Source organism: Thermoanaerobacter sp. CM-CNRG TB177, assembly GCF_018588165.1.
Taxonomy (GTDB): Bacteria; Bacillota; Thermoanaerobacteria; order Thermoanaerobacterales; family Thermoanaerobacteraceae; genus Thermoanaerobacter; species Thermoanaerobacter thermocopriae.
Genome location: NZ_JAFCAC010000065.1, coordinates 41,745 through 58,655, shown reverse-complemented (window position 1 = coordinate 58,655; position 16,911 = coordinate 41,745). Strand labels below are relative to the sequence as shown.

Annotated in this window: 19 protein-coding genes and 1 riboswitch; of the genes, 14 read left to right on the top strand and 5 right to left on the bottom strand. The window is 34.3% G+C overall.

What is annotated here, in order from left to right; genetic code table 11:
• Nucleotides 1-51: 51 nt before the first annotated feature.
• Genes I4N53_RS12420 through I4N53_RS07855 form a run of 4 tightly spaced genes read right to left on the bottom strand, consistent with a single transcriptional unit; the run spans nucleotide 52 to nucleotide 2,845 of the window.
• Nucleotides 52-279 carry a hypothetical protein gene (locus tag I4N53_RS12420; RefSeq protein WP_255549787.1) on the bottom strand — a complete coding sequence of 76 codons (228 nt, stop codon included), beginning with the start codon at nucleotides 277-279 and terminating at the stop codon, nucleotides 52-54.
• Between the two features lie 16 nt (nucleotides 280-295).
• The gene (locus tag I4N53_RS07865) at nucleotides 296-1,132 is read right to left on the bottom strand and encodes a MetQ/NlpA family ABC transporter substrate-binding protein (RefSeq protein ID WP_003868193.1); all 837 of its coding nucleotides are present in this window, start codon (nucleotides 1,130-1,132) and stop codon (nucleotides 296-298) included.
• 32 nt (nucleotides 1,133-1,164) lie between these two features.
• Nucleotides 1,165-1,818, bottom strand: a complete 654-nt coding sequence (locus tag I4N53_RS07860; RefSeq protein WP_214495990.1) for a methionine ABC transporter permease — start codon at nucleotides 1,816-1,818, stop codon at nucleotides 1,165-1,167.
• Nucleotides 1,811-2,845, bottom strand: coding sequence for a methionine ABC transporter ATP-binding protein (locus I4N53_RS07855; RefSeq protein ID WP_013150400.1), 1,035 nt, complete (start codon nucleotides 2,843-2,845; stop codon nucleotides 1,811-1,813). Before I4N53_RS07855 ends, I4N53_RS07860 begins: the two co-directional genes overlap by 8 nt.
• Nucleotides 2,846-2,915: 70 nt before the next feature.
• A riboswitch (SAM riboswitch) is annotated at nucleotides 2,916-3,038 on the bottom strand.
• A 363-nt stretch (nucleotides 3,039-3,401) separates the two neighbouring features.
• Here I4N53_RS07855 and thpR point away from each other — a divergent pair.
• Nucleotides 3,402-3,950 carry an RNA 2',3'-cyclic phosphodiesterase gene (thpR, locus tag I4N53_RS07850; RefSeq protein ID WP_214495989.1) on the top strand — a complete coding sequence of 183 codons (549 nt, stop codon included), beginning with the start codon at nucleotides 3,402-3,404 and terminating at the stop codon, nucleotides 3,948-3,950.
• A 24-nt stretch (nucleotides 3,951-3,974) separates the two neighbouring features.
• Here the strand turns inward: thpR and I4N53_RS07845 are convergent, their stop codons facing one another.
• A complete protein-coding gene (locus tag I4N53_RS07845) occupies nucleotides 3,975-5,687 on the bottom strand; it encodes an NFACT family protein (protein ID WP_214495988.1) in 1,713 nt (570 codons plus the stop codon).
• Nucleotides 5,688-5,885: 198 nt separating this feature from the next.
• Between I4N53_RS07845 and I4N53_RS07840 the strand changes: the two genes are divergently transcribed.
• From I4N53_RS07840 to I4N53_RS07780, 13 genes are all read left to right on the top strand, one after another.
• On the top strand, nucleotides 5,886-6,413 hold the full coding sequence (locus tag I4N53_RS07840) for a Chromate resistance protein ChrB (protein WP_214495987.1): 528 nt from the start codon (nucleotides 5,886-5,888) through the stop codon (nucleotides 6,411-6,413).
• Between the two features lie 15 nt (nucleotides 6,414-6,428).
• Entirely contained in the window at nucleotides 6,429-7,559 is a 1,131-nt protein-coding gene (locus I4N53_RS07835; RefSeq protein WP_028991657.1) for an MFS transporter, read from the top strand.
• A 91-nt stretch (nucleotides 7,560-7,650) separates the two neighbouring features.
• Nucleotides 7,651-8,475 carry a diaminopimelate epimerase gene (gene dapF, locus I4N53_RS07830; protein WP_214495986.1) on the top strand — a complete coding sequence of 275 codons (825 nt, stop codon included), beginning with the start codon at nucleotides 7,651-7,653 and terminating at the stop codon, nucleotides 8,473-8,475.
• 45 nt (nucleotides 8,476-8,520) lie between these two features.
• Nucleotides 8,521-9,393: a YicC/YloC family endoribonuclease gene (locus I4N53_RS07825; RefSeq protein WP_214495985.1), complete on the top strand. Its 873-nt coding sequence runs from the start codon at nucleotides 8,521-8,523 to the stop codon at nucleotides 9,391-9,393.
• 12 nt (nucleotides 9,394-9,405) lie between these two features.
• The gene (gene remA, locus I4N53_RS07820; protein ID WP_003868203.1) at nucleotides 9,406-9,696 is read left to right on the top strand and encodes an extracellular matrix/biofilm regulator RemA; all 291 of its coding nucleotides are present in this window, start codon (nucleotides 9,406-9,408) and stop codon (nucleotides 9,694-9,696) included.
• A gap of 9 nt (nucleotides 9,697-9,705) precedes the next feature.
• On the top strand, nucleotides 9,706-10,329 hold the full coding sequence (gene gmk / locus I4N53_RS07815; protein ID WP_214495984.1) for a guanylate kinase: 624 nt from the start codon (nucleotides 9,706-9,708) through the stop codon (nucleotides 10,327-10,329).
• Nucleotides 10,326-10,538: a DNA-directed RNA polymerase subunit omega gene (gene rpoZ, locus I4N53_RS07810; RefSeq protein WP_003868205.1), complete on the top strand. Its 213-nt coding sequence runs from the start codon at nucleotides 10,326-10,328 to the stop codon at nucleotides 10,536-10,538. The genes gmk and rpoZ overlap by 4 nt, the downstream gene beginning before the upstream one ends.
• Nucleotides 10,539-10,549: 11 nt before the next feature.
• Entirely contained in the window at nucleotides 10,550-11,749 is a 1,200-nt protein-coding gene (coaBC, locus tag I4N53_RS07805; protein ID WP_003868206.1) for a bifunctional phosphopantothenoylcysteine decarboxylase/phosphopantothenate--cysteine ligase CoaBC, read from the top strand.
• A 50-nt stretch (nucleotides 11,750-11,799) separates the two neighbouring features.
• Nucleotides 11,800-13,998, top strand: a complete 2,199-nt coding sequence (gene priA, locus I4N53_RS07800) for a primosomal protein N' (protein WP_214495983.1) — start codon at nucleotides 11,800-11,802, stop codon at nucleotides 13,996-13,998.
• A gap of 19 nt (nucleotides 13,999-14,017) precedes the next feature.
• The gene (gene def, locus I4N53_RS07795; protein WP_013150390.1) at nucleotides 14,018-14,497 is read left to right on the top strand and encodes a peptide deformylase; all 480 of its coding nucleotides are present in this window, start codon (nucleotides 14,018-14,020) and stop codon (nucleotides 14,495-14,497) included.
• 3 nt (nucleotides 14,498-14,500) lie between these two features.
• Nucleotides 14,501-15,430, top strand: coding sequence for a methionyl-tRNA formyltransferase (fmt, locus tag I4N53_RS07790; protein ID WP_214495982.1), 930 nt, complete (start codon nucleotides 14,501-14,503; stop codon nucleotides 15,428-15,430).
• A gap of 22 nt (nucleotides 15,431-15,452) precedes the next feature.
• A complete protein-coding gene (locus I4N53_RS07785) occupies nucleotides 15,453-16,205 on the top strand; it encodes a DUF116 domain-containing protein (protein WP_214495981.1) in 753 nt (250 codons plus the stop codon).
• A gap of 5 nt (nucleotides 16,206-16,210) precedes the next feature.
• Nucleotides 16,211-16,894 carry a zinc metallopeptidase gene (locus I4N53_RS07780; RefSeq protein ID WP_214495991.1) on the top strand — a complete coding sequence of 228 codons (684 nt, stop codon included), beginning with the start codon at nucleotides 16,211-16,213 and terminating at the stop codon, nucleotides 16,892-16,894.
• Nucleotides 16,895-16,911 lie beyond the last annotated feature (17 nt).

The window sequence follows — 16,911 nt, the reverse complement described above, 5'->3', positions numbered from 1 at the left end:
AGCGCCGATGGTACTGCTTTCGCGGGAGAGTAGGTCGCTGCCGGTAAAATTTTATACATATTTAAAAAGAGGTAGTCTGTTTTTAAAATGGACTATCTCTTTTCTGTTTTTATCTCTGAAATTGGTAGTCAAAATTACCAGCCGCTTTTGTTCATCGGGGCTTGAAGCGGCAGGGATTCCCACCGCTTCAAGCCCCTTTTTTCTTATAAAATCGACTCCCATCTGAGTATCTACTGGTGTACCAGCGATGACACCGATAGTTTTATCAGATCCTGACAATAAAATCACCTCCTGCTTAAAAGGCGGGTACGACAGCACCTTTATATGTTTCCTCAATGAATTTTTTAACTTCTGGAGAATTTAAGGCTTCGGCTAACTTCTTAAGTTCAGGCCTAGATTCATCGCCTTTGCGGACCACCAGTACATTGACATAAGGGGAATTTGCTGATTCGATAAAGAGAGCATCCTTAGTGGGTATAAGTCCAGCTTCCAAGGCGTAGTTGGTGTTTATTACCGCTGCGTCTACATCTGACAGTACCCTTGGCAGAGTAGCGGCTTCCAGCTCGGAAATCTTAATTTTTTTAGGATTTTCGACAATGTCATTTACTGTTGCTTTAATACCTGCATCTGGTTTTAATTTTATTACTCCAGCTGATTGCAGCAGTAGCAAAGCTCTTCCGCCATTGGTAGCGTCGTTGGGTATGGCAATGGTAGCGCCTTCTTTTAACTCACTGAGGTTTTTGATTTTTTGGGAGTATATACCCATGGGTTCGATATGAACTTTAGCAATATATGTTAAATCAAGATTATGCTCCTTTGAGAAATCTTCAAGATAAGGGATGTGCTGGAAATAGTTAGCATCTAATTCTTTTTCAGCTAGCTTTAGGTTGGGTTGCACGTAATCTGTGAACTCTACAATCTCTAGAGTAATTCCCTCTTTTTCGAGGAGGGGTTTTACGACGTTTAAAATTTGGGCGTGGGGCACTGGAGTAGCTCCTACTTTGATGGTTGTTTTTGATACGCCCTGGTTTTGGGTTTGTTTGTCGGAAGTGGGTCCTTGTTTTGTTCCGCATCCCGCAATAAAAATTGTTAGAAGGCTCAGTAATAAAAGTGTAGTTAAGAACTTTTTCACATCAATCTCCTCCTTTATTAAAAAAGTAAAATTTACCGATTTTTTGACAGCTGTTTTACTAGTACATCTCCTATGAGTTGAATTAGCTGTACCATAGCTACCAAAATTGCTACGGTATAAAGCATAATGTCGAGCATAAATCGCTGATATCCATATCTTACTGCTAAATCTCCTAGCCCACCACCTCCTATAACACCTGCCATGGCAGAATATCCCACTAAATTTATAGTAGTTATGGTAATCCCTGCGGCTATTGAAGGTAAAGCCTCGGGGACTAGCACCTTGGTTATGATTTGAAGGGGTGAAGCTCCCATAGACTGGGCTGCTTCAATGATACCGCGGTCTACCTCTCTTAATGCTGTTTCGGTAAGCCTTCCCATAAAGGGAATAGCCGCTACCGAAAGGGGAACAATCGCTGCGGTGGTCCCTATAGCTTTCCCTACAAGCAATCGTGTAAAAGGTATAAGCACGATTAAAAGTATTACAAAAGGCACAGAGCGAAAAATATTTACAATAGTGCCTAGTATTTTGTTTAAAAGTTCGTTTTGCAGTATCTGATTCCTGTCGGTTACCATCAGCAGGATTCCGAGGGGTACCCCGAAAATCGTTGCTATGAACGTTGATACCACTACCATGTATATAGTTTGCCACGTTCCGACCAGCAATAAGTTTATAGTTTCAGACATTTTCAATCACCTCCACATCGAGTCCCAGCTTTTTTAGATATTCCAGGGCATCATCTGTTCGATTGTTTTTTCCTCGGAGTTCAACCACGAGAGTACCGTAGGGAGTGCCTTGGATGTGGTCAATGTTTCCGTAAAGTATGTTGGTGTCAACGTCAAATTTTCTTACAATATTGGATATAATGGGCTTTGCTGTAATTTCTCCCAAAAAGCCAATTTTAACAATCTTGCCTTCCAAGTACCCGTGAGACAGATTTTTAATCCTATCTTTTAGTTCTTTAGGAATTTCTGATAAAGTTATAGATTTCAAAAAATTGCGAGCGGTTTCTGTCTGAGGTTTTTTAAATATTTCGAGAAGAGGACCCTGTTCCACCACACGGCTTTTTTCAATGACTGCCACTTTGTTACAAATTTGTTTAATGACATTCATTTCGTGAGTTATCAGCACTATGGTAATTCCCAGCTGCCTATTGATATCCTTTAAAAGGTTCAAAATAGAAAGAGTTGTTTCCGGGTCCAGTGCTGAAGTTGGTTCATCACACAGCAGAACCTTTGGATCATTTGCTAAGGCTCGTGCTATGCCTACCCGCTGTTTTTGACCGCCTGAAAGCTGAGAAGGATAGTTGTCAGACTTGTCGGAAAGCCCTACTAGCTCCAGAAGATTATCTACTTTTTTATCGATTGTCCTTTTGTCCAGGCCGGCAATTTCTAAAGGGAAAGCTACATTGCCTCTGACAGTTCTGGATGATAACAGATTAAAATGCTGGAATATCATGCCTATTTTTTTCCGCATTTCTTTTAATTCAGAGGGAGAAAGCCGAGTCATTTCAACACCATCTATTTCTATCGAGCCGGAAGTGGGCTTTTCAAGCATGTTTATGCAACGCAGAAGAGTACTTTTGCCTGCGCCGCTAAGGCCTATAATTCCAAAAATATCACCTTTTTCTATGTTGAGGTTGACATTTTCCAGCGCTTTGACATTTCCTGAACTTGAGTGGTAAATTTTTGTGAGATTTCTGATACGGATCAAAGAAAGCCCTCCTTTTCCAAAATAAAAATAAAAAACCCTCTTCTGACAGCGCGAAGAGGTTTTTGAAATCCTCTTATCTGCCAGAACTCAACGTTCTGCAGGAATTAGCACCGTGCAGCCGGAAGTATAAAACTTTCGGCCACCGGTTGCCGGGTTTCATCGGGCCAGTCCCTCCACCTGCTCTCGATAAGAGTTTTTATATTATTATTCACTTTAAACAATTTAATTAGAATATTAGCATTGTCCTGGACTTTTGTCAATAGGTCAAAAAATCATGGTGTAAGTGCAAATTTTTTGTAAAAATCAAAAATCAAAGAAAGAGATTGCCTCTTATGAACGATAATCTGAATAGCATTATACTACGATTTGAATTAGATTTCAATAATGATATAATGGAAATATTTAGACATATGCCAGAAGAATAAATTGTGAAAAAGAAAGTAGCAGTAGACCATTAGGATGGACTTTTTTCTGTTATTGTTTGTTATAATTTTAATAAGCACAACAAAAATTCCAATACAATTATTTCCAAGGAAATAGGCAAAGGAGGAGTAACATGAGGACATTTATTGGGATCGAGTTAGGTGAAAAAGCTACAGATGAATTATCGAGATTTCAGGAGGTACTGAAAAATTATACGATAAAAGGAAGATGGACTCATAAAGATAATTTCCATATAACTTTAAAGTTTTTAGGAGAAGTCGAGGCGGAAAGCATAACCGAAATAGAAGATGCTGTTAAAGTTGCTGCAAAAAGTATTAACCCCTTTTATATAAAATTTGATAAAGTAGGTTTTTTTAAAGGTAATAAAGACATGAGAGTATTGTGGGTAGGTACAGAAGAAAATCCTTTTCTTAATAAATTGCATGACAATATAGATGAGGAATTGCATAAAATTGGATTTAAAAAAGATGAGAGAAAATTTACTTCCCACATTACCATTGCCAGAGATATACGTTTAAACATTGGAATAGAAGAAGTAAATAATCTTTTTGAAAAACAAAAGAAAAATGATATTTTGGTCGATACAGTTTTTTTGTATGAGAGTGTTATACAAGAAAATAGAAGAAAATATATTCCTATATTTAGTGTGCCTTTAAGATAAGAAGTAAGATGCTTAAAAAGCATCTTACTCTGGATTTACATAAAGGGTTTTTTGGTTTGTGTATATTACAAAGCCCGGTTTTGCACCAGAAGGTTTTTTTACATATTTTTTTAAGGTATAATCAACGGGTACATTTGAAGAATGTTTCGCTTTGCTATATTTAGCGGCTAATTTTGCAGCTTCTATAAGTGTTGCTTCAGGAACTGGTTTGTTATTTGTCTTGATTATGACGTGGGACCCTGGTATGTCTTTTGTATGAAGCCATATATCGTTAGGATTTGCGAATTTTAACGTTAGATAATCGTTTTGAGTGTTATTTTTTCCTATATATATGTCAAACCCGTCTGAGGATACTACATGCAATGGTTGAGAAAGAGTTTGTCGTGATATTTTTTTCTTTTGTTGCTTATGTATATACCCTTGTTCAAATAGTTCATTTTTTATTTCTTCTATTTCTGATGGCAATGTACAGTTTTCCAGGTTCACTAATTGACCCTCTAAATAAGTTATTTCCTCGAGAGTATCGGATATTTGTTTTTCTATTATTTTATTGGCATTTTTTAACTTGCTGTATTTTTTAAAGTATCTTTGGGCATTTTCTGAAGGGGAATATTTTTTGTCAATGGGTATTTCAATTTCTTCGCCAGTGTAATAGTTTATAGTTTTCAAGTTTTCCATTCCTTTTTTTAGAAGGTGCATATTTGCTGTTATAAGTTCGCCGTAAAGTCTAAAAGTGTCAGCGTTTTTTGCTTCGTTTAATTCTTGTTGAAGTTTATCTAGTTTGTTATAAAGTTTTTCTAAATTGTTGTTGATGATTTTTCTTAAATCCGAGGACCTTGCTTGCAAATTTATTATATTTGCTTTTTCACTGAAAAATTTACAAGCAGCTTGGTTTACTGTAGGGAAATAAGTTTTTGTAATATATTGAGTCAAATCAACACAAGAAAAGTCAATAACTTCATTTTTCTGAAAAGCAATGCATGGTTTTAAATTTAAGCTTAAAACATCTTCATATATTTTTTTTATGTGTTGATATAGATTTTCGATTTGCTCATTTTCTAATGATTCTACAAATCTGTCAGATACATTACATCTAAAAGCAACTTCTCTTGCTAAAGTGGGACTAAATCCTTGCAAAATATCTACTAGAGTTTTTTCAATTTTTTTTGACTTGTAATTATTAACAGCTTCTTTAAAAGAAGGTAGCGAGAGATTATTTATATTTAACTTTTCCTGCAGTGGTGGGTAGACATATTGCCTCCCAGGTAGTACTTCTCTTACTTTACTCATATCGGAATATATTCTTTTTATGCTATCTATTATCGTTTGATTAGCTTTGTCAATTAATATGATATTGCTGTGTCTTCCCATTATTTCAATAATTAGAGTTTTAATTGTTTGATTTTCTAATTCGTCTTTTGTTTCTATATCAATTTTTACTATCCTGTCAAATTCTACTTGTTTTATATCTATTATCCTACCACCCTGAAGAAATTTTCTCAGAAGCATACAAAACATTGGAGGCTCAGCAGGATTTTCTTTATTTTCTTCTGTAAGATATATTCTTGGATAATTTGCATTAGCAGACAATAGCAGTTTATAGTTTTTGCCTTTGTTTCGTATTATAAAGATTAATTCTTCTTTTTCAGGTTGATATATTTTATCAATTCTTCCGCCAACAATTTCTTCTTTTAATTCTTTTGTTATCGCATGTAAAGTTATGCCGTCTAAAGCCATAGTTATAACCTCCAGATTTTATTGTATATAAAAAGTATACCATGAAATCGAAGGGTTTAATAGGGAAAAATTAATTGTATTGATTTTGGTTGTAACATTTGTTACAATAAAACAAGATGTAAAAATAGGAATTAAAGTTTAATTGCCGTAAGTAGAAAATTGAAAAGCAAGAGAAAGAAAGATAGAGGAGGTGGAAAGTTGAAGTGGTTACTTTTTGTGTATAAGGTCCCAAGTGATTCGTCAACAGCTAGGGTTACTATATGGAGAAGAATAAAAAAAATTGGTGCTTTGTATTTACAACAGTCTGTATGTATTGTGCCTTACATGGAAAGGTTTTTAAAAGAAATAGAGAAGTTAAAGTACGAAATTAAAGGTTTTGGAGGAGATTTTAAAGCCTTTGAAGTAGTGGCCCTTGATAAAGAAATAGAGAAAGATGTGGTAAAACAATTTAATCATCAAAGAATGGAAGAATATAGTGAAATAAAGGAACAATGTGAAGAGTTTTTTAAAGAGATTGAAAAAGAGATAGCGAGAAAAAATTTTACTTTTGCAGAATTAGAAGAAAATGAAGATGAGCTGAATAAGTTATATAAGTGGTTTGAAAAAGTAGCCCAAAGAGATGTGTTTGAGTGTGAAATGAAAAAAGAGGTTAAGGATTTATTAGAAAAAGCCAGTCGAGACTTTGAATATTTTGCTTCATTGGTTTATGAAAATAATAAAGAGTGAAGGGAGGCATTTTAATTGTTAAATGTAATTATTTTGGGGTTGACAAGTCTTCTTACAGATATATCTACTGAAATGGTATATCCTCTGATTCCACTTTTTCTCACTTCTCAACTTGGGGCAAGCCCTACAATAGTAGGTATCATTGAAGGGTTTGCAGAAAGTTTAGCTAGTATACTTAAGGTTTTTTCAGGATACATATCTGATAAAGTAGGTAAAAGAAAGCCTTTAGCTATAGCTGGATATTCTTTTTCTACTATAGGAAAAATGTTTTTGTATTTTGCTACTTCGTGGGGATGGGTGTTTTTAGGTAGAACCAGTGACAGATTTGGAAAAGGAATACGGACAGCCCCAAGAGATGCTTTGATTGCTGAAGCTGTAGATAAAGAAAACATTGGAAGAGCATATGGACTTCATAGAGCATTGGATACTTTAGGTGCGACGATTGGAATTGCTTTGGCGTATTATTTTTTGACTTTTTATAGAGGAGATTATAAAGCGGTTTTTATGTATTCTCTGATACCAGCTTTTTTAGGAGTTTTTGTGCTGTTTTTTGCTAAGGAAAGCACAGTAAAACGTGAACTTTCAAAAAAGCTTTCATTTTCTTGGAGAAGTCTTGATAGACGCCTTCAAATGTTTTTAATAGTTATTTTAATTTTTGCCTTAGGTAATTCTTCTAATCAGTTTTTGCTTTTAAGGGCGAAAAATGTGGGATTTAGCGAGTCAGATGTTATACTTTTGTATTTGGTGTACAACATAGTTTATATGATTTTTTCGTATCCTATGGGAAGGTTGTCTGATAAAATAGGGAGAAAGAAACTTCTCATTATCGGTTATTTCCTTTACGGAATAGTGTATTTGGGATTTGCTGTTTTTGGCTTTAAAAGTGCTATGTGGATATTATTTTCTGTTTACGGCTTGTACATAGCCTTGACTGAAGGGGTTGAAAAAGCTTTAGTTGCGGAAATTTCTCCATCCCATTTAAAAGCTACAGTCATAGGGCTTCATGCTACTTTTACAGGTATTGGACTTTTACCGGCGTCTTTTATAGCGGGAATACTTTGGGATACATTGGGAGTAACTGCACCTTTTTATTTTGGCGGAATTATGGGAGTTTTGGCTGCTATTGGCCTTATGATCGTTTTATGATTGTTTTCCTCACATTTTCTTAAAATATCTAACCAAATTAGCCTTTTTTGTGTTATAATATCCTTGAAGATTAGAAAATGGAGTGATATAGGTGAAATTTACTAAAATGCATGGATTGGGGAATGACTTTATAGTAATTGAGGCTCTAGAAAATGTAGATTATAGTGAATTAGCTGTTAAACTTTGTGATAGGCATTTTGGCATAGGGGCTGATGGCCTTTTAGTTGTTGAGCCTTCAGGAATTGCAGATATTAGGATGAGAATTTTTAATGCAGATGGCAGCGAAGCAGAAATGTGCGGCAATGGTTCTAGATGTTTTGCAAAATATGTTTATGAAAGAGGGATAGTAAAAAAAGAGAAAATGACAGTGGAAACCTTAGCTGGAGTGATTATGCCAGAAGTTTTTGTAGAAAATGGGAAAGTAGAAAGTGTAAAAGTTTACATGGGTAGTCCTATTTTTGAGGCTAATAAAATACCTGTAAAAACTGATAAGCAAAAATTTATAAATGAGCCGGTAAAAATAGATGGGAAAGTTTATAAATTAACTTCTATAAGAGTAGGAGTGCCTCATACTATTGTTTTTGTAAAATCCTTAGATGAAAATATGATTAAAGAATTAGGTCCTAAAATTGAAAAATCTTCCATTTTTCCTCAAGGTACAAATGTGGATTTTGTAAAAGTAGAAGATAAAGAAAATATTTTTGTAAGGACTTGGGAAAGAGGTGTGGGGCTTACTCTTGCCTGTGGAAGTGGTGCCTGTGCCTCTGCAGTAGCTTCAGCAGTTTTAGGTAAGACGGAGCGAAATGTCAATGTCCATTTTAAAGGTGGTAAACTTTTAGTAGAATGGCTGGATGACAATAGTATTTATTTATCTGGAAGTGTGGAAGAAGTCTTCAGGGGCGAAATAGAGCTTTAGTTTAATACAGTGAGAATTTGACTATAATAAGAAAAAGGTGATATGATGATAAAAAGCATGACCGGTTATGGAAGAGGTGAGATTAAGGAAAAAGGCTATTATATAACTGTGGAAATTAAATCTTTAAACCACAGATTTTTAGACATAAATTGCAGGATGAATAAACTTTTAAGTGGACTTGAAGAAAAAGTGAGAGAATTTGTTTCAAAGCAGATTGCGAGAGGGAGAATAGAATTAAATATTGGTTTTGAAGTGTATGAAAGAAGTATTACTGTTATAGAAATTGATGAGAATCTTTTGTCAGAATATCTTAGAGTTTTTACTGATGTAAAGTCTAAATTTGAATTAGAAGGATTTATAAAGGTAAGTGATTTAGTGTATCTGCCGGAAGTTATCAGGGTAAAGAATGAGGATTTGGATTTAGAAGAAATATGGGAGTTATTAAAACTGCCATTGGGAGAAGCTATTAATAACCTCATTGACATGAGAAACAAAGAAGGTATAAAATTATACGATGATATAGTTAATAGAATGGGCAAAATTTCAGATATAGTAAAAGAGATTGAAGATTTGAGTTTTGTAATGGTAGAAGATTATAGAAAAAGATTGGAACAGCGTATAAAAGAATTGGGGGTAGATATAGATCCTAATAGGATGGCAATGGAAATAGCAATTATTGCTGACAAGTCATGTATTGCTGAAGAAATAACAAGGCTTAAAAGCCACATTGTTCAATTTAAAGATTCTTTAAAAGAAGAAGGTTCTATAGGTAAAAAATTAGATTTTATAGTTCAGGAGATGAATCGTGAAGCTAATACGATTGCTTCAAAGTCAATAGACTATAGAATTTCTAATAAAGTCATTGACTTGAAAAATGAGATTGAAAAAATTAGAGAACAAGTTCAAAATATTGAGTAGGGAGGAAAAAGTATGTCGATTAAATTAATAAATATTGGTTTTGGCAATATAATTTCGGCTAATAGATTGGTGGCAATAGTTAGTCCAGAATCTGCACCTATAAAAAGAATAATTCAAGAGGCAAAAAATAGAGGTATGCTTATCGATGCTACATATGGTAGAAGAACAAGAGCCGTTATAATTACTGATAGTGACCACATAATACTTTCTGCTGTTCAACCAGAGACCGTAGCTAATCGTCTCAATTCTAACAAGGAGATATTAGAAGATACTTTAGAAGAAGAGGAAGAAGAGGAAGAGTAGGGGGAATTTGTGTTGTCGAAAAAGAAAAAAGGGTTACTTATTGTACTTTCTGGGCCTTCAGGGGCAGGAAAAGGGACGATATGCAAAGCTTTGATGGAAAAAGAGAAAGATTTAAAATTGAGTATATCTGCTACTACCCGTCAGCCAAGAAGCGGAGAAATAGAAGGGAAAAACTATTTTTTTAAATCGGAAGAGGAATTTGAGAAAATGATAGAAAATGATTCTTTTTTAGAATGGGCAAAGGTATATGGCCACTACTACGGTACACCGAAGGATTTCGTATTAAAAAATTTAGATGAAGGAAATGATGTGGTTTTAGAGATAGATATTCAAGGAGCTTTAAAAATAAAAGAGAAGTTTCCAGAAGGAGTGTTTATTTTCATATTGCCTCCTTCAATGGAAGAATTAAAAAATAGGATTAAAAAACGGGGGACAGAGACAGAAGAGGAGATAATAAAAAGATTTAAAAGTGCTTATGAGGAATTAAACTATGTTTCCAGGTACAATTATGTAGTTATAAATGATAGTGTAGAAGAAGCGGTTGAAAAAATTAACGCTATAATTATTGCAGAGAAATGCAGAGTTGATAGAAATAAGGATTTGTACTTAGAAATCAAGGAGGGGTTGGTATGATTTTATATCCATCAATTGTAGATTTAATGGAAAAAGTAGATAGCAAATATACTTTGTGTTCTTTAGTTGCAAAAAGAGCAAGACAGCTTATTGCTGGTGACACTAAATTAGTAGACATAGATTCTGATAAACCTGTAACAATTGCTACAGAAGAAGTAAACAATGGACTTATTACTTATCAAAGACCGAAAAAATATGGAATAAAATAGAGGGTGTTGAAATGAATACAAGCAAAAAAAATGTAGTATTAGGGGTTACAGGAGGTATAGCAGCTTATAAAGCTGCAGACCTTACATCTCGACTCGTAAAAAAAGACATAAATGTGGATGTCATAATGACAAAGGAAGCTACAAATTTTATAAATCCTCTCACTTTTGAGGCTTTAACTAACAATAAAGTAGTTGTTGATATGTTTGAGGATAGGAAATATTGGGAAATTGAGCATATTTCTTTAGCAAAAAAAGCTGATGTATTTGCAATAGTTCCTGCAACCGCAAATATTATTGCTAAAATTGCTCATGGGATTGCAGACGATATGTTAACTACTACTATTCTTGCTACAAAGAGTCCTGTACTAATTGCTCCCGCCATGAATACAAACATGTATACCAATCCTGTGACTCAAAAGAATATTAAAATTTTAAAAGAATATGGTTTTTTATTTGTGGAGCCAGCTGCCGGAAGGCTTGCTTGTGGAACTTATGGCGCAGGAAGATTGGCTGATGTAGAGGAGATTGAAAAAGCTATTTTAGAGTTATTGGACAATGAGAAAAAAAGAGATTTTGAAGGGAAAAAGGTGTTAGTAACAGCAGGGCCTACTCGAGAGCCTCTTGATCCTGTAAGATACATTACAAATCGCTCTTCGGGTAAAATGGGCTATGAGATTGCAAAAGCTTTAGTGGAAAGAGGGGCACAAGTGATTTTAATTTCTGGGCCTACTTATATAGAGGTACCTAAAGATGTGACTTTTATTCCTGTAGAAACAGCGGTAGATATGTACAATGCTGTCATGATGCACCTTAATGAAGTAGACATTGTCATAGGGGCTGCAGCTGTTTCTGACTACAGACCTAAAGAGATGAAAAAAGAAAAGATAAAAAAAGATGAAGAGAAATTAACTATTGAATTAGTTAAAAATCCAGACATAATGTATGAAGTAGGACAGAAAAAAGGAAACAAGATTTCGATAGGTTTTGCTGCTGAAACTACTAATTTAGTAGAATATGCACAAAGAAAGTTAAAGGAGAAAAATATGGATTTAATAGTTGCAAATGATGTAACTCAAAAGGGAGCAGGTTTTGAAGTAGACACGAATATAATAAAAATCATAGATAGAGATTTAAACGTAAAGGAGTATCCTTTGATGACAAAGATAGAAGCTTCTCATGTGATATTAGATGAAATAGCTAAATTGTTGTAAGGCCTTTCGGCTTTTTTTATTTGGTAAATATTTAACAGGCGGAGGTTGCCATGTTTGCCGAGGTCGTTGTAGACATTAAATCTTCTAATACTGACAGGGTATATACTTATCGTATTCCTGAAGGAATGAATGTAAAAATTGGGATGAGGGTATCTGTCCCCTTTAATAATAGGTTTATAGAGGGATATGTAATAAGTATTACTGACAAGGCGTCTTATTCAGTGGATAAAATAAAGGATATCCATAGGATTTTAGACAGCTATAGCATATTTGATGAAAAAATGATTGAACTGGCTAAGTGGATGAAGGATTATTATAAATGTTATTTTTCTGAAGCTCTTCAGACTATAATGCCTGTAGGGATAAAGCAAGGGGAAAAGAAGGTAAAGGTTGTGAAAATAAATATTGATGAGATACCTTTCCAACTTTCTAAAAGAGCGCCAAAGCAATACGAGATTTTACAATATTTAAAAAATAGAAGTCCTATTAGGCTTTCTGAGCTTGTCAAAGTCCTGAATATAGATTATTCAGTTATAAAAAATTTACAAAATAAAGGGTATATAAAGGTTTATGAGGAAGAAGTTTTGAGATTTAATATAAAAGATATTGAAAGGACTAAACCTTTATCTTTGACAGAGGAACAAAAAAGAGCTGTAGAAGAAGTTAAAAAATCTATCTTGACAGGTACTTTTGATAAATATTTGCTTTTTGGAGTTACGGGAAGTGGCAAAACTGAAGTTTATCTTCAATTGATAGATGAAGCTATAAAAATAGGCAAAAGCGCTATAGTTTTAGTACCAGAAATCTCATTGACGCCTCAGACAATTGAAAGGTTTGTAAGCCGATTTGGCAATAGGGTAGCTGTAATACACAGTGGCCTTTCACCGGGAGAACGTTTCGATGAATGGCGAAAAGTAAAAAATGGTTTAGTGGACGTAGTAGTTGGTGTGAGAAATGCAGTTTTTGCTCCTTTTAATAATCTTGGCCTTATTATAATTGACGAGGAGCATGAGACTACCTATAAACAATCAGACTTAAGACCCAAATATAATGCTAAAGAAGTGGCAGAGAAGCGGTGTGAAATACAAAAAGCAGTTCTGGTTATGGCAAGTGCTACTCCTTCTTTAGAGACCTATTATAAAGCTAATAAAGGAGAATATAAACTTATAAGGCTTACAAAAAGGATTAATGTTTCTATGCCGAAGATAGAAGTTGTCAATATGAGTGAGGAATTGGCAAGTGGAAATACTTCAATATTTAGTCGTAAATTATTTTCCTATATAAAAGAAAATCTTAAAAGGAGAGAGCAAACTATTCTTTTTTTAAACAGAAGAGGATATTCTTCATTTGTTTCCTGCAGAGATTGTGGCTATGTGCCTAAATGTCCCAATTGTGATATTTCTTTAACTTATCATTTTGAGGATAAAAAATTAGTTTGTCATTATTGCGGTTATGAAGAGCCTATGAAAGATACTTGTCCTAAATGTGGGAGTAAAAGAATTAGGTATCTAGGTATAGGGACCGAAAGGGTAGAAAACGATATAAAAAAATTTTTTCCTAATGCAAGAGTTTTGAGGATGGATGTAGATACTACAAGGAAAAAAGGTTCTCATGAGAAAATTTTTTATGATTTTAGAAATGGTAAGGCAGATATTTTAATCGGTACGCAAATGATATCTAAAGGCTTTGACATTCCAAATGTTACATTGGTGGGAGTAATACTTGCAGATATAACTTTAAATCTTCCTGATTTTAGGTCCAGTGAAAGGACTTTTCAGCTGCTCACTCAAGTAGCTGGAAGGGCAGGAAGAGGTGAAAAGCCTGGGAGGGTTGTTATACAGACTTATGAAGAAGACCACTACAGCATAATTGCTGCAAAACAGCAAAATTATGGAAAGTTTTACAACGAAGAAATTAAATACAGAGAAATATTTAAATATCCTCCTTTTTCACATCTGATGAATGTAGTGATATCAGGAGAAAAGGATGAAGAGGTTAAAAATATGGCCGCAAATGCTTATTTAACTTGTCAAAAACTTATTAACAAACTTCAAAATAAGAGTTATAATAAAATACTAGGACCTGCTCCTGCTCCTATAAGTAAGATAAACAATAGATATAGATGGCAGGTCATTTTAAAAAGTGAAGATAGAAGTATTTTGGCGGAAATAGCAGAAGAAATCCAGAAGATGAAATATCCTAAAGATATAAGAATATCAATAGACATTGACCCTTTGAATATAATGTAAATTTAAGGAGGTATTAATTTTGGCAATAAGGTATATAAGAAAAATTGGGGATGAGGTCTTAAGAAAAAAAGCAAAACCTGTTACAGAGATAAATTCTCATGTTTTGACTATATTAGATGATATGGTACAAACGATGTATCTCAACGAAGGGGTAGGCTTGGCAGCAAATCAGGTGGGTATTTTGAGAAGACTAATAGTGATAGATATAGGAGAAGGACTTTTAGAACTTATAAATCCTGAAATTGTGTATGAAGAAGGTGAACAAGTAGGAGCAGAAGGATGTTTGAGCATTCCAGGAGTAGTAGGAGAAGTTAAAAGGCCTAAAAAAGTAAAAGTAAAATATTTAGATAGAGAAGGTAAAGAGAGGGAGATCGAAGGAGAGGATTTATTGGCAAGAGCTTTATGCCATGAAATAGACCACTTAAACGGAGTTCTCTTTATAGATAAGGCTATAAGATTTTTAGATGAAGAAGAGAAAGAAAATGTCAAGGAGGTATGATTGTTGAAAATTGTCTTTATGGGGACGCCTGACTTTGCCGTCCCCTCTTTGCAAAAACTTTTTGAAGAAGGATACAATGTAGCTTCAGTGGTTACGCAGCCAGATAAACAGAAAGGAAGGGGGATGAAACTTAGATTTTCTCCTGTCAAAGAAGTGGCATTGCAAAAGGGAGTAGAAATTTTACAGCCAGAAAAGATAAAAAACAATAAAGAGTTTTTAGAAAGATTAAAAGAGATAAATCCAGACGTCATAGTTGTTGCAGCTTATGGAAAGATTTTACCCGAAGAAATTTTGGCTCTTCCTAAGTACGGTTGTATAAATGTCCATGCTTCTCTTTTGCCAAAATACAGAGGAGCAGCTCCCATTAATTGGGCTATAATCAATGGTGAAAAAGAAACGGGTATTACTACAATGCTTATGGATAAGGGATTGGATACAGGAGATATTCTTATCAAAAAATCTATTCCTATTTTAGAGGAAGATGATGCGGAAACACTTCATGATAAGCTTTCTCGATTAGGAGCAGAAGTTTTAATAGAAACGTTAAAAAGATTGGAAAAAGGCACTTTGACGCCGGTTAAACAAAATGAAGAGGAGGCTTCTTATGCCCCAATACTTACTAAAGAAATGGGGCACGTAAATTGGAATAAAACGGCGGAAGAAATCCGAAATTTGATAAGGGGAATGAAACCTTGGCCTGGCTGTTACACGTTTTATAAAGATAAGATGTTAAAAATTTGGAAAGGAGAGATAGTCGAATACAATGGGAAAGAAGAAAATGGAACAGTTTTAAAGTCAAAAGGCGACTTAATTGTGAAATGCGATAAAGACGCCCTAAAGATAGTAGAGATGCAACAAGAAGGTTCTAAAAAAATGAGTATTAGGGAATATTTAATAGGTCACAATATACCTGAAGGGACAATTTTAAGATAATTTTTAAAAAGGAGAATAACTTTTGAAGGGGAAAAAAAGAATTTTTTTGGGGATATTGGCAGTTACCTTTTTGGTTTTTACTTTAGTCGTTTTGGGAATTTTATACGTAATAAATAGAGGGAAAATTGAACTTTATAGATATTTGTTTATTACGTTAATGATTTTTGTTCTATCTTTGATGGCTATAATTGTGGCTGTTATTGGAGCGACTTTTTATGTGGTGGTTGGTAAAAAATCTAACAAAATTTTAAACTCTTTCATAGCAAATTTTTTAGACCTTTTTTATCCTTTGGTGGTCTTTGTAGCAAGAGTTTTGGATTTAAAAATTGAAAAGGTAGAGCAGTCTTACATTGAAATAAAGAATTTTTTATTTAATAAAAATATAAAGAGATATGCCCCACAAGACATATTGATATTGTCACCTCATTGCATACAAAATAGCAACTGTAAATTTAAAGTGACTTATGATATAGATAATTGTAGACGATGTGGAAAGTGCCAAATCAATGATTTGGTAAATTTCAAGGAGAAATATGGCGTAAATGTGGCAGTTGCTACGGGTGGTACTATGGCGAGAAAGGTAGTGAAAGATACAAGGCCAAAAGTTATAATAGCGATTGCCTGTGAAAGAGATTTGACAAGTGGCATGCAGGATGTGAAGAAAATCCCTGTGTATGGTATAATAAATGACAGACCTAATGGGCCGTGTTTTAATACTCGTGTAGAGGTATCAAAGATTGAAGAGACCATAAAAAAAATATTAAATGGAGGGTGAATAATATGTTTTGGGATACTACGGTAATACTTTTAATACCTGCTTTAATATTTGCTATGTATGCACAAGCTAAGGTGCAGGGCACTTTTAGCAAGTATGCTCGCGTCAGAAATAGATATGGGTATACCGCAGAGGAAATAGCTAGAAAGATATTAGACGGTATGGGGCTTTATGATGTAAGAATTGAAAGGATACCGGGGAATTTAACTGACCATTACGATCCAAGAGCAAAAGTGTTAAGACTTTCTGAATCTGTTTATGGAAGTGACTCTATAGCAGCAATAGGAGTAGCTGCTCATGAAGCAGGGCATGCTATACAGCATGCAAAAGGTTATGTACCTTTGACTGTAAGAAACAGTCTTGTTCCGGTGGCTAATTTAGGTGCTAATTTAGCTTGGCCTTTAGTCATTTTAGGATTTTTCATGGGGGCGCCGGGACTACATTTGATAAACATAGGCATACTCCTTTTTAGTGCAGCAGTACTTTTTCAGGTTATTACTTTGCCTGTAGAATTTGATGCAAGCAATAGAGCAATAACACTTCTTCAATCAAATATACTTTTTACAAGAGAAGATATTGAACCTGCCCGGAGGGTACTACAAGCTGCTGCTTTGACTTATGTAGCTGCGGCATTGGTTTCCATTATGCAATTATTAAGACTAATTATTATAAGAAACAGCAGAGAGTAAAGGAGAAAATTTAGATA